This is a genomic window from Roseibium sp. AS2 (assembly GCF_038900065.1).
Classification (GTDB): domain Bacteria; phylum Pseudomonadota; class Alphaproteobacteria; order Rhizobiales; family Stappiaceae; genus Roseibium.
In genome coordinates this window covers 739,117-763,830 of the sequence record NZ_JBBMQN010000002.1, presented here as the reverse complement: position 1 = coordinate 763,830, position 24,714 = coordinate 739,117, and the positions used below count along the sequence as shown (strand labels likewise).

General features: G+C 61.9%; 29 protein-coding genes, 1 tRNA gene and 1 riboswitch. Of the genes, 4 read left to right on the top strand and 26 right to left on the bottom strand.

Features of this window, described 5'->3' with window-relative positions; all coding sequences use genetic code 11:
- The first annotated feature begins 142 nt into the window (after positions 1–142).
- Positions 143–898 carry a DUF599 family protein gene (locus tag WNZ15_RS08665; RefSeq protein ID WP_342892546.1) on the top strand — a complete coding sequence of 252 codons (756 nt, stop codon included), beginning with the start codon at positions 143–145 and terminating at the stop codon, positions 896–898.
- Here WNZ15_RS08665 and WNZ15_RS08660 read toward each other — a convergent pair.
- Together WNZ15_RS08660 and WNZ15_RS08655 are read right to left on the bottom strand one after the other, a co-directional pair.
- Entirely contained in the window at positions 784–2,031 is a 1,248-nt protein-coding gene (locus WNZ15_RS08660) for an adenylate/guanylate cyclase domain-containing protein (protein WP_342892545.1), read from the bottom strand. The two genes, WNZ15_RS08665 and WNZ15_RS08660, sit on opposite strands and share 115 nt — an antisense overlap.
- Before the next feature lie 104 nt (positions 2,032–2,135).
- Positions 2,136–2,939 (bottom strand): YdcF family protein, encoded by an 804-nt coding sequence (locus WNZ15_RS08655; protein ID WP_342892544.1) that lies wholly within the window; start codon positions 2,937–2,939, stop codon positions 2,136–2,138.
- Positions 2,940–3,325: 386 nt separating this feature from the next.
- On the opposite strand from WNZ15_RS08655, the gene WNZ15_RS08650 reads away from it, so the two are divergent.
- Entirely contained in the window at positions 3,326–3,730 is a 405-nt protein-coding gene (locus WNZ15_RS08650) for a Clp protease ClpP (RefSeq protein ID WP_342892543.1), read from the top strand.
- Between the two features lie 87 nt (positions 3,731–3,817).
- Here WNZ15_RS08650 and WNZ15_RS08645 read toward each other — a convergent pair whose 3' ends face one another.
- The 12 genes from WNZ15_RS08645 to WNZ15_RS08590 all read right to left on the bottom strand — a co-directional run bounded on the left by WNZ15_RS08645 (position 3,818) and on the right by WNZ15_RS08590 (position 12,554).
- Entirely contained in the window at positions 3,818–4,432 is a 615-nt protein-coding gene (locus WNZ15_RS08645; protein WP_342892542.1) for an ATP-dependent Clp protease proteolytic subunit, read from the bottom strand.
- A 183-nt stretch (positions 4,433–4,615) separates the two neighbouring features.
- The gene (locus WNZ15_RS08640) at positions 4,616–5,467 is read right to left on the bottom strand and encodes an adenylate/guanylate cyclase domain-containing protein (protein WP_342892541.1); all 852 of its coding nucleotides are present in this window, start codon (positions 5,465–5,467) and stop codon (positions 4,616–4,618) included.
- A 75-nt stretch (positions 5,468–5,542) separates the two neighbouring features.
- Complete coding sequence (locus tag WNZ15_RS08635; protein ID WP_342892540.1) at positions 5,543–5,986, bottom strand: ACT domain-containing protein; 444 nt, start codon at positions 5,984–5,986, stop codon at positions 5,543–5,545.
- 247 nt (positions 5,987–6,233) lie between these two features.
- The gene (locus tag WNZ15_RS08630; protein ID WP_342892539.1) at positions 6,234–7,196 is read right to left on the bottom strand and encodes an agmatinase; all 963 of its coding nucleotides are present in this window, start codon (positions 7,194–7,196) and stop codon (positions 6,234–6,236) included.
- 84 nt (positions 7,197–7,280) lie between these two features.
- Positions 7,281–7,970: an SDR family oxidoreductase gene (locus WNZ15_RS08625; RefSeq protein WP_342892538.1), complete on the bottom strand. Its 690-nt coding sequence runs from the start codon at positions 7,968–7,970 to the stop codon at positions 7,281–7,283.
- Between the two features lie 65 nt (positions 7,971–8,035).
- Entirely contained in the window at positions 8,036–8,419 is a 384-nt protein-coding gene (locus WNZ15_RS08620) for a cupin domain-containing protein (protein ID WP_342892537.1), read from the bottom strand.
- Positions 8,420–8,440: 21 nt separating this feature from the next.
- Positions 8,441–9,613 carry an isovaleryl-CoA dehydrogenase gene (locus WNZ15_RS08615; protein ID WP_342892536.1) on the bottom strand — a complete coding sequence of 391 codons (1,173 nt, stop codon included), beginning with the start codon at positions 9,611–9,613 and terminating at the stop codon, positions 8,441–8,443.
- 78 nt (positions 9,614–9,691) lie between these two features.
- Positions 9,692–10,138: a PaaI family thioesterase gene (locus tag WNZ15_RS08610; RefSeq protein WP_342892535.1), complete on the bottom strand. Its 447-nt coding sequence runs from the start codon at positions 10,136–10,138 to the stop codon at positions 9,692–9,694.
- Positions 10,135–10,536, bottom strand: a complete 402-nt coding sequence (locus WNZ15_RS08605; RefSeq protein ID WP_342892534.1) for a MerR family DNA-binding transcriptional regulator — start codon at positions 10,534–10,536, stop codon at positions 10,135–10,137. The genes WNZ15_RS08610 and WNZ15_RS08605 overlap by 4 nt, the downstream gene beginning before the upstream one ends.
- Positions 10,537–10,626: 90 nt before the next feature.
- Positions 10,627–11,337 (bottom strand): GH25 family lysozyme, encoded by a 711-nt coding sequence (locus WNZ15_RS08600; protein ID WP_342892533.1) that lies wholly within the window; start codon positions 11,335–11,337, stop codon positions 10,627–10,629.
- 69 nt (positions 11,338–11,406) lie between these two features.
- Positions 11,407–11,829 (bottom strand): VOC family protein, encoded by a 423-nt coding sequence (locus tag WNZ15_RS08595; RefSeq protein WP_342892532.1) that lies wholly within the window; start codon positions 11,827–11,829, stop codon positions 11,407–11,409.
- Between the two features lie 299 nt (positions 11,830–12,128).
- On the bottom strand, positions 12,129–12,554 hold the full coding sequence (locus WNZ15_RS08590) for an organic hydroperoxide resistance protein (RefSeq protein ID WP_342892531.1): 426 nt from the start codon (positions 12,552–12,554) through the stop codon (positions 12,129–12,131).
- Positions 12,555–12,703: 149 nt separating this feature from the next.
- Here WNZ15_RS08590 and WNZ15_RS08585 point away from each other — a divergent pair, with 149 nt between their 5' ends.
- On the top strand, positions 12,704–13,441 hold the full coding sequence (locus WNZ15_RS08585; protein ID WP_342892530.1) for a MarR family transcriptional regulator: 738 nt from the start codon (positions 12,704–12,706) through the stop codon (positions 13,439–13,441).
- Between the two features lie 28 nt (positions 13,442–13,469).
- On the opposite strand, the gene mgtE is transcribed toward WNZ15_RS08585, so the two are convergent.
- The 5 genes from mgtE to WNZ15_RS08560 form a co-directional block, all read right to left on the bottom strand.
- The gene (gene mgtE / locus WNZ15_RS08580) at positions 13,470–14,885 is read right to left on the bottom strand and encodes a magnesium transporter (protein ID WP_342892529.1); all 1,416 of its coding nucleotides are present in this window, start codon (positions 14,883–14,885) and stop codon (positions 13,470–13,472) included.
- 215 nt (positions 14,886–15,100) lie between these two features.
- Positions 15,101–15,445, bottom strand: coding sequence for a hypothetical protein (locus tag WNZ15_RS08575; protein ID WP_342892528.1), 345 nt, complete (start codon positions 15,443–15,445; stop codon positions 15,101–15,103).
- Positions 15,446–15,579: 134 nt separating this feature from the next.
- Entirely contained in the window at positions 15,580–16,161 is a 582-nt protein-coding gene (locus WNZ15_RS08570; RefSeq protein ID WP_342892527.1) for a hypothetical protein, read from the bottom strand.
- Between the two features lie 214 nt (positions 16,162–16,375).
- Positions 16,376–16,462, bottom strand: a tRNA-Leu gene (locus WNZ15_RS08565).
- Between the two features lie 132 nt (positions 16,463–16,594).
- Entirely contained in the window at positions 16,595–16,861 is a 267-nt protein-coding gene (locus WNZ15_RS08560) for a FliM/FliN family flagellar motor switch protein (protein ID WP_342892526.1), read from the bottom strand.
- Between the two features lie 97 nt (positions 16,862–16,958).
- Between WNZ15_RS08560 and lipB the strand changes: the two genes are divergently transcribed.
- A complete protein-coding gene (gene lipB, locus WNZ15_RS08555) occupies positions 16,959–17,666 on the top strand; it encodes a lipoyl(octanoyl) transferase LipB (RefSeq protein ID WP_342892525.1) in 708 nt (235 codons plus the stop codon).
- 81 nt (positions 17,667–17,747) lie between these two features.
- Here the strand turns inward: lipB and WNZ15_RS08550 are convergent, their stop codons facing one another.
- The 7 genes from WNZ15_RS08550 to WNZ15_RS08520 all read right to left on the bottom strand — a co-directional run bounded on the left by WNZ15_RS08550 (position 17,748) and on the right by WNZ15_RS08520 (position 24,685).
- Positions 17,748–18,617, bottom strand: a complete 870-nt coding sequence (locus WNZ15_RS08550) for an NAD(P)-dependent oxidoreductase (RefSeq protein WP_342892524.1) — start codon at positions 18,615–18,617, stop codon at positions 17,748–17,750.
- On the bottom strand, positions 18,618–19,484 hold the full coding sequence (locus WNZ15_RS08545; protein ID WP_342892523.1) for a glycosyltransferase: 867 nt from the start codon (positions 19,482–19,484) through the stop codon (positions 18,618–18,620).
- A 9-nt stretch (positions 19,485–19,493) separates the two neighbouring features.
- Positions 19,494–20,714, bottom strand: a complete 1,221-nt coding sequence (locus WNZ15_RS08540) for an NAD-dependent epimerase/dehydratase family protein (protein ID WP_342892522.1) — start codon at positions 20,712–20,714, stop codon at positions 19,494–19,496.
- Between the two features lie 158 nt (positions 20,715–20,872).
- Positions 20,873–21,160: an acylphosphatase gene (locus WNZ15_RS08535; protein ID WP_342892521.1), complete on the bottom strand. Its 288-nt coding sequence runs from the start codon at positions 21,158–21,160 to the stop codon at positions 20,873–20,875.
- Positions 21,161–21,191: 31 nt separating this feature from the next.
- Positions 21,192–22,103 carry a DMT family transporter gene (locus WNZ15_RS08530; RefSeq protein WP_342892624.1) on the bottom strand — a complete coding sequence of 304 codons (912 nt, stop codon included), beginning with the start codon at positions 22,101–22,103 and terminating at the stop codon, positions 21,192–21,194.
- 88 nt (positions 22,104–22,191) lie between these two features.
- Positions 22,192–22,381: riboswitch (FMN riboswitch) on the bottom strand.
- A 50-nt stretch (positions 22,382–22,431) separates the two neighbouring features.
- On the bottom strand, positions 22,432–23,082 hold the full coding sequence (locus tag WNZ15_RS08525) for an HAD family hydrolase (RefSeq protein WP_342892520.1): 651 nt from the start codon (positions 23,080–23,082) through the stop codon (positions 22,432–22,434).
- Between the two features lie 34 nt (positions 23,083–23,116).
- Complete coding sequence (locus WNZ15_RS08520) at positions 23,117–24,685, bottom strand: glycosyltransferase family 39 protein (RefSeq protein ID WP_342892519.1); 1,569 nt, start codon at positions 24,683–24,685, stop codon at positions 23,117–23,119.
- Between the last annotated feature and the right edge of the window lie 29 nt (positions 24,686–24,714).

Here is a 24,714-nt window from a genome sequence, read left to right as displayed (position 1 = left end):
GGTTTGCACGCCGGCACCGCAAAGCCAGGCCGACCACGATCCGGTACCTCTCGCCCCGGCGATGTCACTTATGGGGGCCGCCAAACTCTGTTATGACAGTCACGGGCAGGATTCGACCGCCCGGAAAACGGAAAGGTTCGCGATGCAGGCGCTTTCGCTTTTGGACCTCGCTGCGGCCGCCTGGTTTCTGGTGGCCTGGTTCGGGTTCAATTTTGTCGTTGATGTCAGCCCTTTGCGCAAGAAAACACTGTCCTTCGCCATGGACAATTACCGGCGCGGCTGGATGTCCTCCATGTGCGTGCGCGAAGTCCGCATCATGGACACGGCCATCATGTCCGGACTTCAGCAGGGAACGGCCTTTTTCGCCTCCGCGTCTCTCCTGGCGATCGGCGGAGGCTTCGCGCTTCTGGACGCAACGGAGCGCATTCTCCAGGTCGCCGGAGATCTGTCGATCCCGGTCGCCGACAACCGGGCTCTCTGGGAGATCAAGGTGCTGGGGCTGATGCTGGTCTTCGCCTACGGCTTCTTCAAGTTCGGCTGGGCCTACAGGCTGTTCAACTATGCCAGCATCATCATGGGCGCCGTGCCGGAAAAAGGGTGGGCGAGCGACGACCAGATCCGGAAGATGGCTGCGCAGGCAGGCGAACTGAACGTGCTCGCCGGCCGCCATTTCAACCGCGGCCAGCGCGCGCTTTTCTTCTCGATCGGCTTCCTGGGCTGGTTCGCGGGTCCCTACGTCTTCTCTGCGGCGACGCTGTCGGTGCTTGTGGTGCTGCTCCGGCGTCAGTTCGCTTCCAAGGCCCGCTCGGCAGTGTTGTCGGGGCAATACCCCATCTCCGAGGCTCCGCTCAAATCCGGTGAGTACACCGCGACAGGATCATCGAACCCCTTCACCTGATAGCGGCCGAAAAGCCCCGACCGGCACCCCATGATCTCCGCGATGGCATCAGAGACCAGAACTTGCCGTTCCAGATCCTTGGCCAGTCCGGCGATGCGGGATGCAAGATTGACCACGGGTCCGACCACGGTGAAATCGAGCCGGGTCTCGCTGCCGACATTGCCGTAAAAGACATCCCCGGCGTGCAGCGCGATTCCAACGCTCATGTCCGGGGTCTCCATGCAGGTCTTGTCCGAGTTGATTTCGGCGATCCGGGACAGGGTTTCGCGCGCCGCCATCAGCCCCCGAAGGGCCGCCTGGCCGGCCTCCTCGTCTGACTGGTACGGAAAGATCGCCATGACCTCGTCACCGATGAATTTCAGCACTTCGCCGCCATGTGCCTCGACAGCCGCCGTCATGGCCCCGAAATACTTGTTCAGGAACAGGACGATCTTGTCGGCCGGCAGCGTGTTCGACAAGCGGGTGAAACCGCGAATATCGGCAAAGGAGACCACCGCCTTGATCCATTCCCCCTCCCCGCGCCGTGTCGTGCCGTCCAGAACCTTGGATCCGGCCCTGGGGCCGACGTAGGTGTTCAGGACGGTTTCCGCCGTCCGGCGGAGCGTCTTCAACTCGCACACCAGGGCCAGCGGACGGATCAGTGAATCGAAGACGCCGACATGGGAATTCGAAAATCCGCCGGGGGTTTTGGTGGCAAAGCTCGCGAATTTGACCGACCCGTCCGAAAACGGCATCGGCAAGGCGATATAGTCCGTATAGCCTTCCTCGCGCATTTCCGCCCCGACCGGGTATTCATCCGCAGCTGCAGGGTCCCGTTCGATCGCGATGCGCACAGGCTGCCGGCTTTCGTGCACGCGTTTTACCGGGCTCTTCACATAGTCGTCTTTTGTTTTGCTGTCGGCTGTGTAGAGCACCAGTTCCGGCGTGCCGTCGCTCGACCAGATGGAGGCTTCCGCGCGCACATTTGGATGCACCACCCAGATCCCGGTGGTGACACGGTCAACCGGCACCTTGCCGGCGCGCAGACGCTGCCCGAGTTCGGTGATGATCTCCAGCGTCCCCTTGAGCTGGGGTGCATCGCTATACAGCCATTGCACGACGTCTGCCGCAACGAGCGGCGCTTCCAGGACCATTTGCCCACGTCCTCTTGTCTCTTAAATCAAGCCTAATATGGGGTAAGCAGCCGGCCGGTAAAAGAGGCGGTTGTTCACATGATGGTAAAGAGTGAAACGGATTTTCAGGCCCGGGGGTGGGGAAAGAACGCCGTGCTCCGGCCCGTCAGCCGATAAACAGCGAGCCCGACCCATTCGCGAAACGCGATATCGAACCGCCTCAGACCTTTCGACGCGCCATCGAAACCGAGCATCCTGTCTTCCGAGCCCCTCGTCCTGTAGTCGACGGGATAGGCGGTAACGCCAGTCCACCCGGCCTGTTCAAAAACCCCCATGGCCCTAGGCATGTGATAGGCGGAGGTGACCAGAAGCCACGTCTGCCCCGCTTCAGGCTTGACCAGATCCTTTGCCAGCACCGCATTCTCCCAGGTATTTCTGGAGGCATCTTCCAGAACAATCCTGTCCGGCGAAATGCCGAAATCCCGGAACAGACGCGCGGCCCCCTCCGCTTCCGTGGCCTGGGAGGACACGATGACGCCCCGGCCGCCGGTATGGACCACCAGCGCATCTGGCAGCCGGGTGGCAAGACGTGCGGTAATCGTGATGCGCTCGGCCGACATGGTCAGCGCCGTGTCGCCGCGTGCGCCCGTCACGACCGTATCGACCGCACCGCCCAGGACGATGATGCCGTCAAATCCCTCGATCTGCCCGGGCCGCTGAAACCGGTCCTCCAGCGGCAGAAGCAACCAGTTCGCAGCAGGTGAAAATCCGCAGATCGCCAGACCGATCGCTCCGGCCCAGGCAAGCCCACGACCGCCCGGGCGCCAGTGTCTCCGCATGCCGACCAAAAGGCCGATGACAATCAGCGCCAGCAGAAAGTTGGACGGCTGGATCACGAACCCGCCAATCTTGGAGAGATAAAAGAACATTCAGCGAATCCCGTTCAGGTAAAGCCCGGCAGCCACATGAGCCCGGCAACCCGACGGTTTTATGACCGCGAAAACCGCCTGTGACATGGGGCACTCCAGGCGTCAGGCCAGGCCTCGAACCAGGCGCTGGACCAGGTTCTGGGCCGGCACCGGGCCGGAAAAGGGAATGTCACAAAACGGATAATCCGCTGTCACAATTCAAGGACATGGTGCTCCGCGCCCGACGCGGGGTCTTCCATGGCCCTTGCCGGCCAGGGCCGCAAATCTCGGACAATGACACTGTCGAATTTTGCAAAGGGACGAACCGTGATCGAGGTCACAGGGCTGTTGGCCCGATTGCGGCAGGCTCTCGATATAGTTTCGAAGGTACGATCGAGGATAGCCAGATGACACTCTACATGAAACTCGGCGGCCGCAAGGCGATCATGCAGGCCATGCCGGATCTGCACGCGCGGCTGGACAAGGACCCGTGTTTCGACCTTGCCACATTTCGCCAGGAATTCGAGCGGTCCGATGACCTGACCGAGTTCCTGATCTTTCTCTCCGGAGGTGCGCCTTTCTACGACGGCAAGCCCGTCGCCGACCTGCTGTCCCCGATTTGCACCGGTGAGGACGTCTATATCCGGTTCGTCGACCATCTGGTCGCCGTGCTGTTTACCGAAAGATCCACGGAAGACGAGAAAGACACCCTGAGACAGCTCATGGACCAGCTTCGTCCGCAGGTCCTGGACCCAAAACCGGTTGCACCGGTTCTGGTCTATGCGATCGAGCCGGACCCGCTGAACGCCTGACGTGGCGCAGGCATCAATAAAAACGCCGGCCAATCGGCCGGCGTCCTCGACTATTGCAATGACACTTTCGGACTGACGCGGGCAGCGTCAGCCGAGCTGGTCGACGCTCGTGACGACTTTCCCGACAAGACCGTATTCGATCCCTTCTTCCGGGCTCATCCAGTAGTCACGATCGGTGTCTTTCTCGATACGTTCGATCGGCTGACCGGTCGCGTCGGCGAAGATCCTGTTGAGCCGGTCGCGCATCTTGATGATTTCCTTGGCCTGGATTTCGATATCCGTGGCCATGCCGCCGGCACCACCGGACGGCTGATGCAGCAGGAACCGGGTGTTCGGGGTACAGAAGCGCTTGTCCTTGGGAACGGAAACGTAAATCAGCGCCCCCGCGCTTGCGACCCAGCCCATGCCCAGAATGCGGACCTCGGGCGCGATGAACTTGATGGTGTCGTGGATCATGTCACCGGATTCAACATGTCCGCCCGGGGACGACACGATGACGGTGATGGGATCGTTCGAGACCTGCGCCAGCGCCAGCAGGCGGGCACAGACGTCGCGCGCCATGTCCTGGGTCACCGGACCGGTGATCAGAACCGTGCGCGCTTCGAACAGATGCTTGTCGACCTGGATCGACGGCTGGCTTTTGGATTTTTCGTCCTCGTCATCATCGAGGCGTGCAGGCACCGTGGTCGAATAGTTTTTCATGCGCAGGATGAAGCTCCCTTGGCTGTTGGGACCGGCAAGGCCGGCATTCTGGAAGGGGTGGCGGACGGACCCGCCATCCCTGCGTTGATTCATGTGTAAGCGATGTGACGGACGCTCGCAAATGCTGAGGCCCTCAATAGCGCGAAAAGAGTTAGCAGATTGGCAACGGACCGTACCGTGCGGTCAGTCGCCCTGCTGTGTCTGTCCGTCAAGCGCCTTTTCACGGCGCCCGACGAACAGATGCCAGACCAGCATCATCGCGAAGGGCAGCGACGGCCAAACGAACCACAGGGACGTCAGCCCGGATGTCAGCAAATTGAGCACGAAGAAGAAGCCGATCATGAACACGCAGCTGCGCACGCGCCTTGGCTGGGCCCGCAGCCAGCGGCGCGCCTCCTCAAAACCGTTGGCGACCGCCTTGGTATCCTTTTCCCAATCGGGATGCGCCGTTCCTTGCTGCGGTCCGTCTCCGGCTGTGCCGGCGTGTTCATCCGCCTTCTCCGGCGCATTTCTGCCACCCAGCCGAACGGCGAAAGTCTCAACCGGTTCGCTGACATTCTTGACGTGCTGGGGCCCCAGCGGATCGAAGCCCAGCGCCATCTTGGTCCGGACCTGCTCGTAAACCGACTGGGACAGCATGATCCCGCCCCTCGGGGCAAGCTCCTGAAGCCGGGCCGCGACATTCACGCCGTCACCGTAGATATCGTCGCCCTCGACCATGATGTCGCCGAGATTGATGCCGACACGGAATTCCATCCGGTTGAGGTCGGGCAGCTCGGCGTTGCGAAGTGACAGCTCGTTCTGGATATCGACGGCGCATTGCACGGCTTCTGTCACGGAAGCGAATTCGATGATGACCGCATCGCCCCAGGTATTGACGATCCGTCCGTTGTGCCGGTCGGTCAGCGATGACATCACCGTGCGATAGGCTTTCAGGCGATCCAGCGTGCCGTCTTCATCCCGCTCCATCAGCGCGGAATACTGTGCAACGTCCGCGCACATGATCGCCGCAAGACGCCGCTTGACCCGTTGCATGCTCTTACCCCTGATTGCTCAAGCTTAGGAATGGGAAGGCGCACCGCAAATTGCAAGGAAAAAACCTTGGAAATTTCAAGTTCGCCCCCCACCGGAACCGATCACGGACGCGTCCTGATCGTCTCCGGCAAGGTGCCGCAGGACAGACATGGCCTCCTCCGCGCGCTCTTCCGGCACGAAAACATGATCATGAAAATAGGCCGCGACGACATTCGCGGGGATGCCCCTGTCGGCGAGCGCGGCGGCCACGGCGGCAGTCAGCCCGACGGCGTCCAGGGAGGAATGCACCGTCAGTGTGATCCTGCGAAACCACTCCGCCTCCGCGAGCCCAAGGCCGCGCGCCTGCTCGACCGGCAGCAGCGCGGTCAGACCTTCCGTCTCGGCGAACAGGCCGATCGGCTCGCAGAGCGCCAGCTCCGTCATGGATTTCGTCGCAAAGGTACAGAACACGTAAGGGACCGGATCCAGCATCGGCCGCATTTGCGCGATCAGGGTGTTCAGGTCGGTCTCACCGGACATGATCGGGTCCATTCCTAAAGGGGCTTGCGCATCAGCGGGCGCCGTTCGCACGGACAAATACAATACCTGCTTCCAGCACCTGCGCCATCGGCCGGGTTCAGCGTTTCAAACCGCGCAGTTCCGGCAGACCTCGGCAAAGGTCTCCCTTGCCGGAAAGAAGAACATCTTTTTTCCTCCGGCGGCAATGTATCTCGCTGAACAGCACGCTGGTCCGGCCGCAAAACGCGCCCCCGGAGGACAGCTGAAGCTATGATGTCGCCGACACGGCCATGTTGCACAGCATCTCGAACATGATGGACACACCGAGGAAGGCCGTGCCGCCGCTGGCGTCGAAAGGCGGCGAGACCTCGACAAGGTCCGCGCCGGCGATCCTGACACCCTCGAGCAGCCGGGCGACCTGGAGAGCCTGGAAGGAATTCGGCCCGCCGACCTCCGGTGTCCCCGTTCCCGGGGCAAAGGCCGGATCGACAAAGTCGATGTCGTAGGAGACATAGGTATCAGCCTCGCCGACGATCCCCCGCGCCTCCGTCATGACATCCTCTGCCCCCCTGGCGTGAAACTCCTCTATCGGGATCACCCGAATGCCGGCGCTGTCGGCGAAATCCCTGTCTTCGCTGTCATAGGCGGTGCCGCGTATACCGATCTGGACCACTCGTTTCGGATCCAGAAGCCCCTCTTCCACCGCCCGGCGGAAGGGCGTGCCATGCGTATAGAGCATGCCGCCGAAATAGCTCTTGTAGAGATCCGTGTGACTGTCGAAATGGATCATGCCGAGCGGCCGCTTCTTCGCCAGAGACCGCAGGATCGGCAGCGAACACAGATGATCGCCTCCGGCAGTCAGCGGTATGATGCCGGCGGCCACCACCTTGTCGAAAAACTCGGTGATGCGTGTGAGGCTGTCCTCGATACTGGCGGGATTGGGTCCGACATCGCCGAGATCCGCGCAATTGACAAGTTCGAACGGCCTGACGCCCGTTGCCCCGTTGCCGGCCCGGATCATTGTCGACATGTCGCGCAACTGGCGCGGTCCGTGCCGGGGTCCCGGCCGATTGGTGGTGCCGCCGTCCCAGGGCGTCCCGATCAGGCCGATGCGCACATCCTTCAGGCGCGGATGGTCCAGATCCACATGCGGCAGGCGCATGAAGGTCGGCACGCCGGCAAAACGCGGCAGGTCGAAACCGGAAACAGGATGAAAGAAGGCGTCGGACATGGTGTTTTCCTCGACAGGGCAGGAAACCCGGGAAATGATGGCCTCATTCAAACCGCGCCGGGATGAAAATTCAATCACCCGCCGTTACCAGGGGATGATGTCCCCCTGCTGATCGAAAAATCCGCCCGATTGCGCGGGCTCAAGACCCCGGACAACATCAAGCAGCCGCCGCGCGGACTGCTCGGGTTCCTGCACTTGCAGCCCGTTCTTGGCGAATCCCTCCGCCAGCGGCGTGCGGACGGTGCCTGGATGCAGCGCCACGCAGACCGCCTCCGGTTTGCCGCGCGCCAATTCAACCGCAGCCGTATGCACCAGTTGATTGAGCCCGGCCTTTGACGCCCTGTAGGCGTACCAGCCTCCAAGCCTGTTGTCGCCGATTGACCCGACCCGCGCCGACAGCGTGGCAAACACGCTTCGACCGGACTTCGGCAACAGCGGCAGGAAGTGTTTCATCAGCAATGCCGGTCCGATGGCATTCACTGCAAAGGACCGCGCCAGCGACACCGGATCGAGTTCGCGCAGGCTCTTTTCCGGGCGCGAACCATTCAGCGTCAGCGCACCGGTTGCGTCGAAGACGAGCCCGATGGTTCCCCCGGTGTCTCCTGCCAATGCGGCGCACTCCCGGATACTGGTCTCGTCAAGCAGATCCAGCGCGGGCTCTGAGGACCGGCTGAAGCCGATGACCCTGTCATAGTCGCCAGAGCGTTCCAGAACGCTTCGGATGGCGGATCCGATCCCGCCACTGGCACCCGTTACAACTGCGACCGTCGTCATCGCTTCCCCCTGGCTCTTGTCTGTCAACCTTACGCATCAGGCCGGCCGGAGGATCTCAAGGCGTGTCAGATGGTCGGCTGCCACGGCCCTTCGACGAACGTCGCTTCCGTGTCGCCGGGCCACGGCGGCATCGAGATACAGATGAACATCAAGGGAGCGCCGCCAGTGTTGCGGTACTGAAACGCGGTGCCCGCCTGAATGTCGATGGACACCCCGCTCTCCAGGTCGACGACGCTCTCGTTCACCCCGTCGCTCCGCCAGATCTGCCCCTTGCCTTCGAGCACGTGCCAGAACTCGTAAACGGTCTCGTGCCGGGTGGCCCGGTTGATCTGGCCGGGCGGAACGGTCGAGTGGATCATGTTGCCCGTCGGGCCATCCATGATGAAGCGGATCTCGGCGCCTGCCGGCGACTTCGCATCCGGATGGTCCGGAACTTTGGTCTGTTTCATGTTGGCCTCGATTGCGCCGGCTCATGCCGTCTTGTTGAAGATCTCCCGGCCGATCAGCATACGGCGAATTTCAGACGTTCCGGCACCGATTTCGTAGAGCTTGGCGTCCCTGAGCAGCCTGCCGGTCGGATATTCGTTGATGTAGCCGTTACCACCGAGAAGCTGGATGGCATCAAGGGCTGTCTTGGTCGCGTTCTCGGCAGCATACAGGATCGCACCGGCTGAATCCTCGCGGGTGGTCTCGCCCCGGTCACAGGCCCTGGCGACTGCATAGACGTAAGACTTGGTGGCGTTCATCGAGACATACATGTCGGCAACCTTGCCCTGGACCAGCTGGAACGTGCCGATCGGCTGGCCAAACTGCTCGCGGTCGTGGACATAGGGGATCACCACATCCATCGCCGCCTGCATGATGCCGACGGCCCCCGCAGCCAGAACCGCCCGTTCATAATCCAGGCCGGACATCAGCACGTTGACGCCCTTGCCGACCTCGCCAAGCACATTCTCTTCGGGCACTTCGCAATCCCGGAAGACAAGCTCCCCCGTCTCCGAGCCGCGCATGCCGAGCTTGTCGAGCTTCTGGGCCACCGAAAAGCCCGGAAAACCCTTTTCCACCAGGAACGCGGTAATGCCCTTCGGGCCGGCGTCCGGGTCGGTCTTGGCGTAGATGATCAGGGTGTCGGCGGATGGGCCGTTGGTAATCCACATCTTGGACCCGTTGAGAATGTAGCGGTCACCCTTCTTCTCGGCCCTCAGTTTCATGGAGACGACATCCGACCCGGCGCCCGGCTCCGACATGGCCAGGGCCCCCAGGTGTTCACCCGTCACCAGCTTTTCCAGGTAGCGCTTCTTCTGGTCGTCACTGCCCCAGCGGCGCATCTGGTTGACGCACAGGTTGGAGTGGGCCCCGTAGCTCAGCCCGATGGACGCCGAGGCGCGGCTGACCTCTTCCATGGCGATGCAGTGTTCCAGGTAGCCGAGCCCGGAGCCGCCCCATTCCTCTTCCACGGTGATTCCGTGCAGGCCGAGCTCGCCCATTTCCGGCCAAAGCTCGCGCGGAAACCAGTCCTCGCGATCGATCTTCTCGGCCAGCGGAGCGATCCTGTCCTGGCTGTAGGAGCGGACCGTGTCTCGCAACATGTCGGCAGTCTCGCCGAGGTCGAAGTTGAAAGACGGAAAATCATTGCGGATCATGGTGTTTCCTCCCGGGCTCCCCGAACCGGGAGCACATATTTCAATCAAAAAGTTCTGCGACCGTAAAACCAGCCGGCCTCAATCGGTGACGCCGGAAACGCTCATGAGCGTGAACAGGCCCGTGGCGACATGAATCTGGTCGCCGTCGTCAAGTCCGTAGACATCCGCCTTTGCGATCGTCAGCGTCCGCCCCGGTTTGACCACCCTGCCCCGCGCCAGCAGAACCGGCTGCCTGGCCGGGTTGAGCAGATTGATCTTGTATTCGCTGGTCAGCACGCCGAAGCCGGGCGCAAACAGGCTCAGCGCGGCATACCCGGCTGCGCTGTCGGCAATCGACGACGTCGCGCCCGCATGGAAAAACCCGTGCTGCTGGGTCAGGTCGGGTTTCATTGCAAGCTCAAGATCGACAGCTCCCGGTGAGACATGCGTCATCCGGGCACCGAGATGGGTCATGAACGCCTGTGCGTCGAAACTGGTTCTGACCCGGTCTTTCCAGTTCGGGTCCCTTGGCGACAGATCCATCATGCCTCTTCGGCCCGCGTGCGCCCGGCAAGCTCCGACATGCGGACCATTGCGCCGGCCTCGACCTCGTCCAGCTCCAGGAGGGTCAGTTCGATATCCCGCTGTTTTTCAGCCAGTTCCGACCGCCGGGCGGCAATCTTGTCGAGCAACAGGCGCAATTGCCCGCTTTCCCCGGGCGAACTGCCGTACATCTCGATCATTTCCTTGATCTCGTTCAGGGAAAACCCGAGGCGTTTGCCGCGCAGGATCAGCTTGATGCGGGTGCGGTCTCCCGGCGTATAGAGCCGCTGGCGCCCCCGGCGCGTCGGCGTCACCAGCCCCTGGGCCTCGTAGAAACGCAGCGTCCTTGTGGTGACATCGAATTCCTGGGTCAGCTGGGTAATCGTAAAATAGCGCTGCATGCCCGCTCCTTGTTGCAGCGAACAGTTCAGTGTTTTTACGTTAAAGTCAACTCATCTGCTTTTCATTTGATAAAACATGCGGTTGATCAATCACAACCGAAGTCTGTCAAGATCCGAATCCGGGTGCAGAACATTGAGGTCGACCTTGCTGGAAATCCCTTCGACCCGTCCCCGGTCGTGATATTGCCACAAGGTCCAGTCCGGCGCATAGTCCGGGGAGTGCCAGATCGACCGCGCCCACAGGCGCCGGTTGAGGCCCCGTCCCTTCAGATAGGCCCCGTGAAACGCATCAGGCGCATAGAAGATCACCTGTTTGCCCAGGGCCTGCTCGACAAGGTTCGTGAACGCGCTGATTTCGCGCAGGACGTCGTCGGCGGGCGGGCGTCTGTCGCAATTGCCGGTGAACTCCAGATCCAGCACCGGCGCCAGCATGGAGCTGTCCCGAGGCAGCACGCTCAGGAAGTTTTCCGCCTGTTTGACCCCGGGCTGGCACAGGCTGAAAAAATGATAGGCCCCGCGCGCCAGCCCGGCGCTGCCGGCACCCGCCCAGTTGCGCGCGAAGGCTCCATCCTTGAAGTCACCACCCTCGCTCGCCTTCATATAGACAAAGGCGACATCATCGGCCGCGACCCGGGGCCAGTCGATATCTCCAAGATGATGGGACACATCAATGCCACGCACGGGAAAATCATCCCGGTCCGGTTCCCAGTTCATGAAGAAAAACGCCGCTCCGCCAATTGAGATTACGCCACCGACCACAACATAGAACAGGGTCCGCAGCATCGTTTGCAAGACATTCATTGCACCACCACCCGACAGCTCCGTATTGGATCTCAAACTGACCCGAAACTGCGTGAAAACGGTTAAGATTCACGACAAGAAATTCGGCCAGAGCGGCGCGGTGGCGAGTTCCAGGACATTGCCGTCCGGATCGTTGAAATAAAGGCTCGTACCACCGGCAGGCCAGACAACTTCACTGATCACCTCGACACCCGCGCCGGCCAGAAAGCGGCGCCACGGCTCCAGTTGACCGGCGGAAACACGGAACGCGAAATGGCTGTGTCCGGTGGTGTCATGACCCGGCACGACGCCGCCTGCCGTCGCCACATCGGCGCCGGTGTGGCCACGGTGAAACACCAGCAGCGCCTGCGCGGGACCAGCGTCATAGGCATAAAGCCGGTCGCCGGCGACCATGCGCTTGAGACCCAGTATTTCCGAATAAAATGCATGCGCTGCGTCCATGTCGTCGACATAGACCGCGGTCTCCAGAATGCCGTCAATTTTCGGTCGCATATCCGTTCCCGTTTCCTGCCCATGCCCATGCCCTGATTGCGTCCTTGCTGTCCGACGCGCCCCGAGCATACCCCTGCAAGCGGAGCTGTCGAGCCTTGCCATGAGCATCTGGCGCCGCCGCAATCCAGTGGATGCGCCTCTCTTTCCCCGCGCGGCTGTCGCAGATGACCCGGATATCAAGGCAAAGGCCGGCATTCCCCCGGACAAGCGGACTGCGCCCGGGAGAATGCCGGCAGGGCATCGGACTTGCCGGTTTGACCGGGGGCGTCCTCATCCCCCGTTCACCGGTCGCAGCAGTGTCAGACGACCGTCAGCTTCACATCGATGTTGCCGCGGGTCGCATTGGAATAGGGGCAAACCTGATGCGCCTTGGCGACAAGATCCTCGGCGGCGGACTTCTCAACCCCTGGCAGGGAAACCTCCAGCGCCACGGTCAGCCCGAATCCGCCCGCCGAACGCGGCCCGATACCGACCGTGGACGTGATCGACGTGTCGGCGGGAACCGCGATATTCTCCTGGCCACCGACGAATTTCATCGCCCCGATGAAGCAGGCCGCGTAACCGGCTGCGAACAGTTCTTCCGGGTTGTTGCCGTTACCACCGGCTCCCCCGAGTTCCTTCGGGGTCGACAGGCTCACCTTGAACGAACCGCTCAGGGTCTCCGCGACACCGTCACGGCCTCCGGTCGCCCGGGCCCTGGTTTCATAAAGCACATCTACTGACATCGGTTTTCTCCTTCAAACCTGGTTCACGCGCCGGTCAATTTTATATCGCCTGCGTTTTTATCGTGTACGATATATATTATTCACAACCGGACGGGACTTGTAAAGACCAAAGGGTTGCGATCATATCGCGCGCGATTTATAACGGCTTCATGAATGACAAGACGAACCAGATGTCACTGCTGGACGCGATTGGTCTCTCCGAACCCGAAAAACCGGGAAAGCCGGAGAAATCCAGAAAGGGCGCCCCGGAGACTGTCGAAACAACCGCGAAAAAGCCACGCCGCAAGGCAGCCAGATCGGCCGGCTCCGCACCCGCGTCCGATGCGGACAATCCGGTGATTGCGGCCAAGCCGCCCTCTCCGGCCGCACTCGAAGACATCCCCGGATCTGTCCCGCCTCCCGCCGCTTCCGCTGACCGGTCTCTTGCAAACGGGGAAGAGATCGCCCGCGATCATCTGCCCCTCGACAGGTTTCTCTGTTTTGCGCTTTATTCGGCCAACCACGCGATGCACTCGGTCTACAAGACCCTGCTGAAGGAGAGCGGCCTTACCTATCCCCAGTATCTGGCGATGACCGTGCTTTGGGAAAACAACAACGTTCCGGTCGGCACCATCACATCGAAACTGCAGCTCGATACCAACACGCTGACACCGCTCCTCAAACGTCTCGAGACGATGGGTCTGGTCACACGTACCCGCAACCCGAAGGACGAGCGTCAGGTCATCCTGAAGTTGACCCGCAAGGGCCGCGCCCTGCAGAAAAAGACCACCCACTTCAGTGCCTGCGTCCTGTCCGGAACAGGCCTGGAAATGGACGATGTCCTGGATCTTCAGTCCAAAGTCATGACCCTGCGCGACAACCTGCGCAAGGCGGGTCTGGAAAGCTGAGCCTTCCCCCCTCGAACATGGCGCCAGGCTAGAGCGGCAATCCGAACCAGAGGGCGGCGATGCCGAGGAAGGCGAAGAAGCCGACAATATCCGTGACCGTGGTCACGAAGACGCTGGAGGCAATCGCCGGATCCGCGCCGACCTTGTCCAGGGCGATCGGGATCAGAAGGCCGGACAGGCCGGCAAACAGCATGTTGATCACGATTGCCCCCGCGATCACCACGCCGAGGCCCGGGCTTGCGAACCACAGCCAGGCCGTCAGGCCGATCAGCAAAGCCAGCACAACACCGTTCAAGGCACTGACCAGTATTTCCCGGTTCAGGACGCGCATCATGTTGCGTGCGCTCAGTTCCTGGGTCGCGATCCCGCGCACGGCCACGGTCATGGTCTGCGTCCCCGCGTTGCCGCCCATGGAAGCGACGATTGGCATCAGCACGGCGAGCGCCACCATGGCTTCGATCGTGTCCTCGAACAGGGCGATCACCACGGAAGCCAGCACTGCGGTGCCGAGGTTGACGACCAGCCAGGCCAGCCGTGAGCGTGCGATGGTCACGACACTGTCGGAAATCTCCTCGTCCCCGACCCCGGCAAGGGCGCGCAGATCCTCTTCGGCCTCTTCCTGGATCACGTCGACGATGTCGTCGACGGTCAGGACGCCGACCAGCCGGTCGTTCTCGTCGACCACGGCGGAAGAAACGAGGTTGTAGCGCTCGAACCGCCGGGCGACTTCCTCCTGATCTTCCGTCGCCAACACGGCCTGGCGGCTTTCCTGCATGATGGACGTGACCTTCTCCTTGCGCTTGGTGCGCAGGATCTTGTCGAGATGGACCGAGCCGAGCAGCTTGAAGGCCGGATCGACCACGTAGATCTCGTAAAAACTGTCCGGCAGGTCGCGGGCTTCACGCATGTAGTCGATGGTCTGACCGACCGTCCAGAACGGTGCCACAGCGATGAATTCGCTCTGCATGCGCCGGCCGGCGCTGTCTTCGGGATAATCGAGCGCCTTCTGCAACTGCGCCCGGTCGGCATAAGGCAGCTCTTCCAGGATCGCCGCCTGGTCGTCCTCGTCAAGGTCTTCCAGAATGTAGACGGCGTCGTCCGAATCGAGGTCTTCCAGACCCTCGGCGATGACATCATGCGGCAGGTCCTCCAGCAATTGCAGGCGGACCGCCTCGTCGATCTCCGTGAGCGCGGTATAGTCGAAGTCGTCCCCGAGCAAGCGGACAAACGCCGCCCGGTCTTCCGTTTTGAGGGTTTCCAGAAGATCGCCGGTGTCGGCTTCGTGCAGATCGGCCGCAAGCGCCCCCAGCGCATCACCGTCATTTTCCTGGATCGCGGCTTCGACGGCGGCAATGAATTCCGGATTGAGGTGCTCTTCCTCGTCGCGAACCGCGATTGCCGGACCGGGAGTGGCGGCCTTTTCAAGCTCCGCTGCTTCGCTCATCCGGCACCTCCCTTCATCACGCGTCGATCACTCCCGGCGAAGCGGCGCCGGGCCTTGTGCCCAGAACTATCGTTTGCCGTTAGAAAGCGCCACAGGAAAAGCGGGCCGGTTCAAAGTCTCGCACCAGGCAGCATTGGATCGGTCGGTTTACGGCGGATAAGCCGACACATCGGCGCACCCGAGCACGGATGACCGTACAGCCATTTCAAGCCGGATCAGAAGCCCGGACACGACTTGGCGTGCGCCGACTGGCGCAGGATTTCGAGATAATCGCGTGCCTTTTCGGGCAGGATGACCTCGCTGTCTGAAATGCAGCGCTTTGCCCGCTGGAAGGCGCGCCGGGCCCTTGCACTCTTCAGGCAGACCCGCCCCTCCGCCAGGACTTCCTGCTCGACATACCAATGCTGCTGGCAGGTCATCGCGCCGAACCGACCTGGATTGACGGAGAGGCTTTGCGCCGCCCCCGGCATCACCGTGAGGCTGACCATAACGCCCGCCAGCGCCGAGACCTTCAATGGCCCGGGCCACAGACGTCTGGCGCGTGCGGCAGATGTGTTCATGCCGTCAGGTCTCCTTGGGATCGCCGCCGCTTCCGCAATACGGCACGGGCCACCGCGTCACGGTCACCCGCATTCCCGGCGGAATTGGGGCCGAGGCAGGCACGGCAGCACCTTCCCTCATGCCAATGCGAGCCTCAGCGCGCACATTCCGGAGGAAGCGTGTCCATGGTCCAGTCGCCCACCTTCATGGCCGGCAGGGATGTCTTGAACGTCTTGTCGTTGTGAACGCCCTTTCCGGTGAGCAGATTGACGTCGCATTGTCCGGCGGCATCCGGGTCAAGCGTGTCGTAATAGGTGTAGGTGTAGCCGGCGACCACGAACGCGCCGCGGCGATAGGCGATGGTCAGGATCTGCTCCCAGCGTTCCCGGCCGACGGCGGAATTTTCCGAATAGATCTTCAGAGATCCATGGTCCCTGGCTTCGAGCCACGGCTCCTGACCATACATGCCGCCGCGCCAGACGATGTCGCCGGCATGGACGGTCTGTTTCCAGCCGTCGCCCGCGTCCGTGAAAATATAAAGGTCTGCGCCCTCTTCGGTTTCGGCAAGCACGGCCCGGTAGCGCAGAATGTCGCCATCCACCGGCACGGTCGCCGATCCGGCAACGGCCTCGGCCGGGATCATGGCGCTCTGGGCCGCGGCGGGCAGCGAATGGATCGCCAGCAGCAAAGCCGCAACGACACATACGGCAACAGGGAAACGGAACTTTGACACCATCACGGTTCTCCGGGACGCATTGGCCGGCGGCCGGTCGGCGCCGCTCGCCGTAGCGACTGTTTCAGGAAAGAAGAGGAAAGCACATCGCGACAGCGGTCAAAAGCCCTCGGGCGAATTCCATCATCGAATTGAAGCAGGTTCCGGATGCGGAGCGTCAGGAATCAAAAAGGCCACCCGGAGGCGGCCAATTGAAGCAACAGGGTTGCTGTTCGAATGGTGCGGTCGAGAAGACTCGAACTTCCACGGGTTTTACCCCACAGCGACCTCAACGCTGCGCGTCTACCAATTCCGCCACGACCGCATATTCGATTGTTCCCGGCGCCTGTCAGCGTCGAGGCGCTCCATGTAGCAAAAGGACTTTGGGGGCGCAAGTGCCGATTTCGCAATAATTCACAAGTGCATGGTTTTCCACGTGCCGGAAGATTTCAGCGGGTCAGAGCGGCCCGTCGGTGCGCATCGGCCGGATTTCGGGTGGCCGCAGCAGAACTTCGGTGATCGAAATCCCGATGCGTTCTCCGAGCAGCACAACCTGACCCTTGGCCACCAGGGTGTTGTTGGCGTAGACCTTGACGTCATCATCCTCGGAAACGTCCAGGTCGATCACGGCACCACGCCCCATGCGCAACAGCTGATGAACGGGCATTTCGTTCTCGCCCAGCACGACGGAAATATCGACATTGATCTCATCGAAGGTGGTCATCTGACGCCTTGATCCTTAAATAGGGCGAACACCCGCCAGCGCTTAACCATATCACGGCACGGCAAGCCAGCTCAAAAAACAATAAAGTGTCATCCACATGTCACCCGCAGAAAGAGACGCCCTTTCCCTGAGTTTTCTGCCTGAATCCGGCTCTCCACCGGTGGAATGGCGGATTTCGGACGATCCGGTCGATTACGAGACCGCGCTTCGGGAGATGGACGACCGGGTCCAGAGAATCATTGCCGGCGACGCCGGCGAACAGATCTGGCTGCTTGAGCATCCTCCGCTTTATACCGCCGGAACCAGCGCGCAGGACAGCGACCTGGTGGCCCCCGACAGGTTCCCGGTCTATCGCGCCGGGCGCGGCGGACAGCACACCTATCATGGCCCCGGCCAGCGGGTCGCCTATGTCATGCTCGACCTGAAGCGGCGTCAGCCCGATGTGCGCGCCTTCGTGTCCGCGCTCGAGGCCTGGCTGATCGGCACGCTGTGGCAGTATCATCTGCGCGGTGAACGTCGCGAGGACAGGGTCGGCGTGTGGGTCCGGCGCCCGGATCGCGGTGCCGGCCACGAGGACAAGATTGCCGCCATCGGTATCCGGCTGCGCAAGTGGGTCACGTTTCACGGCATCAGTTTCAATGTCGAACCCGAGCTGGAGCACTTTTCCGGCATCGTTCCGTGCGGTGTTACCGACCATGGCGTCACCAGTCTGGTCGATCTCGGCATCCCGGTGACGATGGCCGAGAACGACAGTGTGCTCAGAGCCGAATTCGAAAAGATCTTCGGTCCGACAGTGGACGCCTGACACTTCCGCCCCTCCACCAGCGGGACCGCGCGCCCTGCACTCAGGACATACGTTCACGATTGGGCGATCAGGACTGGGCCATCAGGATTGAGAACGCAGAAACGCCTGCAAGCGTCCCACACCTCCCGGCGACCAGCCAAGTGTCTTGAGCCTGTCGATCGCCATGACACCCGGCGCGCCGTCCCCCGGCACCGGCACCGGCAGAGCCCGGTCCATGCCGATGGTTTTTGAATAGAGCCGCAGCAATTCGTGCCGGTCCAGGAGCAGATCGGACACGTTGAAGATCCCGAAGGGACTGCCCGCATTCAGGTCCTGCCGCAGCATCAGGGCAACGGCCCCGGCAAGATCGTCGCCATGAACTTCCGTGCCGATCCGCGGCGGTACAGCTTCTCCCCGCCTGAAAATCTCGAAAAGGTCCGACCATTTGTGCCCGGTCTTTCCTGGCGGGACCCCGTAAACCCCGGTCGCGCGCAGCACACTGCCACGAAAGCTGCCGCCGCAAAGCGCTTGCAGAGCCCGTTCGCCGGCCAGTTTCACCTCGCCGTAAAGCGAGTCCGGCAAGGCCTCGTCCGTTTCCAGCAGGATTTCGCCGCTGCGGTGATCGCCATAGACCGCCCGGCTGGACAAAAACACCGCTTGCCGGCAACCCGTCCTTCTGGCGGCCTCGAACAGCCGCCGGGACCCGTCCACATTCACGCTTTGAAACGTTTCGGGATCCGAGCCCTCCCCGCCGCGAAACCTGCCCGGTTCGTGCAGCAGCGCGCAATGCACCAATGCGTCGGCTGCCGGCAGGTTCGGCACCGGATCAGCCAGATCAAACCAGCTGAACGCAACTGAAGGGTCCTCGGCCGGGCGCCGGCCCAGAGCCGTCACCCTGCATCCGTCCGCCAACAGCTTGCGCATGACGAACCGTCCGATATCGCCGCTCGCGCCTGTCAGGAGGACATGCATTCACGACACCTTTCGGTCGGGCCAATCCCGCGGGCCGGGAAGTCCGGCAATATCCTCAGGGATGCCCGTTCCGGTGGCAAAGGCCTGCCAGAGGTCGATCAGGGGCCGCAGCCGTTCCGACTTGTCGTGGCCCTCCTGCCAGGGTTTTTCGTACTGGTAATGCAGGATGTGGATCCGATTCCAGTCCCACAGGTCAGGCAGGTTGAACCAGACATATTGCAGCATGTTGTAGAACACCGGCAGGCCATGCCACTCCGGAAACCAGCTTTCCAGAAAAGTCTGGTCCGTCCGCCGCCAGAAGGCCTCCGGCCGGTCGAGGCGCTCGAGCATGGCCACATAGGTCGCCTGGCTCGGCCGGGCGGTGAAGACACCGCTGTTCATGCGATGGAAGTCCTGCAGGCCTTCATAGACATTCGGCGCCGCGCAGAATTCCGGATAGTCGAACAGCTTGTCGCAGGTCTTCAGAACCAGCGCATCCGCGTCGATGAAGACGACCTTCTCATACGCCTCGAGCTGCCAGAGACGCAGTTTCACGAAATTGTCCAGCGGCGTGTGAAACACCGGCTTGCCGCCCTTGGTGAACGGCGCCGCCGTGTGCAGCCGGCCGCGCTCATGGCGTTCGTTGAAGGCCTCGGATGTCGGCAGCCGGTCGCACCGTCCCAAGCGCGGATCGAACTCCTGCAGCACCGACAGATCGGCGTCCTCGACACCTGGAGTGACCAGGACCACCAGATCCGCCGCCGTGCCGGTGCGCCGGAGCGAACGCAGCAAGGCGGACGCACCGAGCACGTAGTCGCTGTTGGTCACCAGCGTGACATAGGCAGTCCTGGCGCCCGGGGCGCGGTCAAACCGGGGAGCATCCTGCATCTTCCGTCCTCAGGAGACCGACTTGAGCCTGGGATGTTCCGGATCCCGCTCGATCTCTTCCCCGATCTGCTTCGTCCAGGCAGATACCGCCGGGACGCGGCTGCGGTCGACGCGGTAGGAATAGGTCCTGGCGACATCGACCACCTCGCTCAGCAGCCCTTCCTCCAGCGTGATCGGGTTGAGACCCAGCTCCAGGAACTGCTTGTTCTCGACCACCAGATCGTTTTCCGCAGCTTCCTTGCGCGGGTTCGGCAGATGAGCCACCTTGGCGCCGGTGAGACGCGAGATCATTTCCGCGAGGTCGCGGACGCGGTGGGTTTCGGTCATCTGGTTGAACACCTTGACCTTGTCGCCCCGCACGGGCGCGTTCTTGAGCGCAAGCTCGATGCAGCGCACCGAATCCTGGATGTGAATGAACGCCCGTGTCTGTCCGCCGGTGCCGTGCACCGTCAGCGGATAGCCGATGGCCGCCTGGATGAGGAACCGGTTCAGCACGGTGCCGTAATCGCCATCGTAGTCGAACCGGTTGATGAGCTGCTTGTGGCGCTGGGTCTGCTGCGTATGCGTGCCCCAGACGATGCCCTGATGCAGATCGGTAATCCGCAGCCCGTCATTCTTGGCGTAGAACTGGAACAGGAGCTGATCCAGGCATTTGGTCATGTGATAGATCGAGCCCGGATTGGCAGGATAGAGAATGTCCTGGCTGGCCTTGTCCCCGCTGAGCGTCTCCACGTCGACGGACAGATACCCTTCCGGGATCGCCGCGCCGACGCTGGAATAGCCATAGACGCCCATGGTGCCGAGGTGCACGAGATGGGCATCGAGGTCCAGCTCCACCATCGCGTTGAGCAGATGGTGTGTGGCGCTGACGTTGTTGTTGACTGTGTAGTTCTTGTGGTGGTCCGATTTCATCGAATAGGGAGCTGCGCGCTGTTCCGCAAAATGGATGATCGCGTCCGGCCGGGTTTCTCCCAGCCACGCCTTGAAGACCTCGTAGTCCCTGGCGATGTCAATCAGCTGGAAACGAATCGTGTTGCCGGTTTCCTGTTTCCAGATGCGGGTGCGTTCCTGGATGGAGTCCATGGGCGTAAGAGACTGCACGCCGAGTTCGGCGTCGATCCACCGCCGGCTCAGATTGTCGACGATATGGACTTCATGTCCCTGATCGGACAGGTGCAAGGATGTGGGCCAGCCGACAAAACCGTCACCGCCAAGTATCGCAATCTTCACAGAAAATCTCCCTGGGTTATTCCGGCGGAGCGAGCGGACCGCTCCGATTGCTCCATTTGAGAGATCAGATCATTGCGATATTTCCGTGACAACTCAACATCGAACTTCGAAATTGATACAGGAAGAGGCGAATGGTCACGGGCATTTCGGCAGGTTGGTCAGACTGTTGCGCAAATCTCGAAGCCGCTGTCGACGGGATCGACCGGCTCCAGATCCCTGACAAGGCTTACGCGGGCCAGGGACGGTCCCTGCCAGAGCACATCCAGCATGTCCACCACCGTGTCCGACGGCCCCGAAAAGACGGCTTCGACGGCGCCGGACGCATGGTTCCGGACCCAGCCGGAAAGCGCGCGCGCCACCGCCTGGTCCGCGCACCAGGCCCTGTAGCCGACACCCTGCACCCGGCCCTCTATCAGTACGTGAACGGTCAATGTGTCCGCCGTCATGAAGCACTCCTGTCAGCCGCTGCGGCAAAGATTAGTGCGCTTCGGACCGGGTGGCTAGGGCGTTTGCCCGCGCCATGCGCTTCTGTTCGTCCAGCATCACCAGCAGCGACGCGCCGACGATCACCAGCGCGCCCGGCCAGAAGGCGCCGGCCGGGGCGAATCCGAAGACGAAGAACCCGACGGCGATGTTGAGCGGCAGCTTCAGATGGTCGAAGGGCTGCACGAAGGTGGCATCCGCCTTCTGGTAGGCGAGCGTCAACAGGTAGTTGGCAAGCACCGTCAGGACGCCGGCGCCGACCAGGAGCCAGAGAGCCGCGCCGGAGGGCACGATGCCGCCCTCGCCCAGCGCCAGCAGAGCGTTGACCGGTGTCAGCAGAAGCAGCAGGTAGACCGTGATGGTATCGGCATGCTCGGTCCGGGTGAGCTTCTTGGTGACCAGCGAGGTCCCCGCCCAGAACGCCGCCGCTCCGACGGGCAGAAGGGCCGCCAGGCTGAAACTGTCCGTCCAGGGTTCCAGAATGATCATTCCGCCCGAAAAGCCGGCAAGCGTCGCCAGCCAGCGGACCACGCCGACCCGCTCGCCGAAAAACAGCTTGGCGCCGAGGATGACGAAGAACGGCGACGTCATCACCAATGCGATCGCCTGCCAGATCTCGACTTGGGCCAGACCCGCGACCCAGAGCTGGATGCCGATCACGGCGAAACCGGCGCGCAGGAGATGCCATCCGGGTTGCCGCGTCTTCAACGCTCCCGGCCCGCGCCGCAGGACGAAGGGCAAGGCCACCAGCAGGCCCAGCGCATATTGCCAGAAGGCGGCCGATGTCGACGGGACGCCAAGTTGCATTGTCGCGCCCTGGAGGGCGCCGTTGACCAGTGCGAAACAGGCCCCCGCCCCGACCATGGCCAGCGCGGCAAGAAGTGATTTCCGGGAACTGTCCGGCATGGCATGCCCTTCTGTGTGATCCGTTCCATAGTCCATCAGAACAGTCTCAACAGACACGCGCCCGCACCGCCCCGGCTGGGGCTTGCGGCCAAGTTCTCTCTCATCCGGACTTTCAGGTGGATCCCGAGTGTCGAAATCACACCAACCGTCGGCTCCGGCCTCTCACCGGATCTGCTGACCCTGACAGCGCATAGATAGGTGCTGCCGCCAGGCGCTCGCGGGCTCCAGGTCTCCCTGATACCGCCGGTGGGGAGTTTCACCCCGCCCCGAGAACTGTTCCCTCAGCGCTGTTTACGCGTTGGCCGGCGCCTTTGCAACGCTGACAGGCCTAAATTTTCAGTATCGCTGAAATCTGCTCGGGCCTTTCAGCGATCAATATCGGTCTTTCCGCCTCCAGTTCCTCCCGGCTGCCATAACCCCAAAGGACCCCGACTCCGGCGACGTCATTGGCATTGGCGCCGATGAGATCATGCTTGCGATCGCCGATCATGACCGATTCCGACGGCCTGATTCCCTCCTGCCGCAGGATATGGCCGATCAGCTCCGCCTTCGCCGACCGTGTACCGTCCAGCTCGGAGCCGTAGACCTTGCCGAAATACGGCGACAGACCGAAATGCGCCACGATCTTGCCGGCGTAGACATGCGGTTTGGACGTACACACATGAAGCGTCGCGCCTGCATCGCGCAGCGCTGCGAGACAGTCCACGATACCGTCGATCAGCGCATTCTCGAAAAGGCCCGTCACCGTGTACCGCTCACGGTAGAAGGCAACCGCCCGGTCGAGCTCGGTCCGCTCGTCCGTTCCAAGGAGAACCTCGAAGCTGTCCCACAGGGGCGGTCCGATGCACCAGCGCAGATCTTCCGCGGCCGGCACCAGGCTTCCCATCTTCTCCAGAGCATACTGGATGGAGCGGACGATCCCCTCGAACGGATCGGTCAACGTCCCGTCGAGATCAAAGAGCAGTGTTGGGCTGGTCAAAATTCACCTTTCGAAACAACATCTTTCTACGAGCCTATCCGGCATGGTCCTTGTGGAGATAGATCACCAGGTCACCAAGCTGCCGGTAGACGGAGTAGTTCTCTTCAATCCAGCTTCCGACACGCGCGCCAGTCGTTTCCGAAAAATACCAGGGCGGCATGTCTTTTGCGACAATGAACGCCGGCTTCAGGTCCATCAGCCTGCCGACTTCGTCACCGGACACATAGCCCGCATCGGCCAGGGGCCTGTAGACCGAACTGTCCGGGTTGATATTCGCCGGATGGGTGAGCGCCCGCGAAAGCGGAACGGAATTCAGATACATGTGCACGATTTGATAGTTCATCGCCCAGACCCGCTTGTCGGCGATGTCCGAGGCAAGAATGACCCGCGCAGCTTTCTGGACAAAATGGGCGTCCTGCAATCTGCCACGATTCTCGAACACGCCGATTGCCGATGGCAGCGTGATCGCCAGTGCCCCCGCGACCATGACAAGAACGCCCGCAACACCCGCTCCGTGCACAATACGGGATCCCGTTGCCCGCGAGATCCCGCAGGCAACGAGGACAGCCAGCAGCGGAAAGACCTGGTTCCAGTAGTGGGAATAGGCGGCGCCTCCCAAAATGATGGACAGCAAGACCGCGATCAGGACGAAACCCGTTGCCAACACGGTGCGCTCACCCAACAGGTACGTTCTGCCCGAACGCCCCGGCAGTTGAACTGCCAGCACGACGAACGCCCCGGCAAGAACAAGCGTCGCACTCGCGAACAACAGCGGTTCGTGCAGGATCCTGCCGCCCCAGTAGACCGCATGCGCGCTCAAGGTGTTCATGATGGAGCCGTCTTCCCGCGACGCATAGGAGATCGGCGCATCAATCATCGCCAGCTTCAAGGTGGCCAGTTCGCCCTGCGCGGCGTAAACGCCGACCAGCAACACGACAGGCACCATTCCGCCCACGATGTAAGACGACACTCTTCCGGCAGCGCCACGCATCCCCTGGCCGCGCAGCACGATCAGGAGATAGATCCCCAGTGTCACGGCCACCAGACCGAGATTGCTTCGGGTCAGGACCGCGAGGGACACCAGCAATCCCGCGGCGGCAAGACGCGCGGGCGTCAGCGACGGGGAAGAGGCCAGGTAAACGGCCGGCATGAGAAATGCCATCGCCAGATGCTCGGTCTGCGTGTGCTGGGCAAACCCGGACGCACTCAGACTGATCAGAAACAAAGTACCGAGCCCGGCGCTGAACGCGCCGGCAGACCGGCTGGCCGTCAGAAACGTGAAACAGCAGATCACGAGCAGGCAGGCATCTCCGAACGCCCTGAGGGACCACAGAGTGTCACCGAAAACGCTCATCCAGCCCCCGAGGGCCAGAAACAGGACCGGTGGCTTCAGATCGAACAACTCGACAAATGGCAGATGTCCGCGTGCTACACTCTGCGCCATCAGGGCAAAGGTGCTCTCGTCCCAGTCCAGGACCTCCGTGGACAAGGATCCGATCTGGGTCAGCATCACCAGAACCGCAAACACCAGCATCCAGATCAGGTTGACCAGAACCGCGGCCTGCTTGTCTTCAGTGACCAGATTTTCGCTATCAACAGCCATGCACGCCCCGCCCGTATCAATCAGCGGCC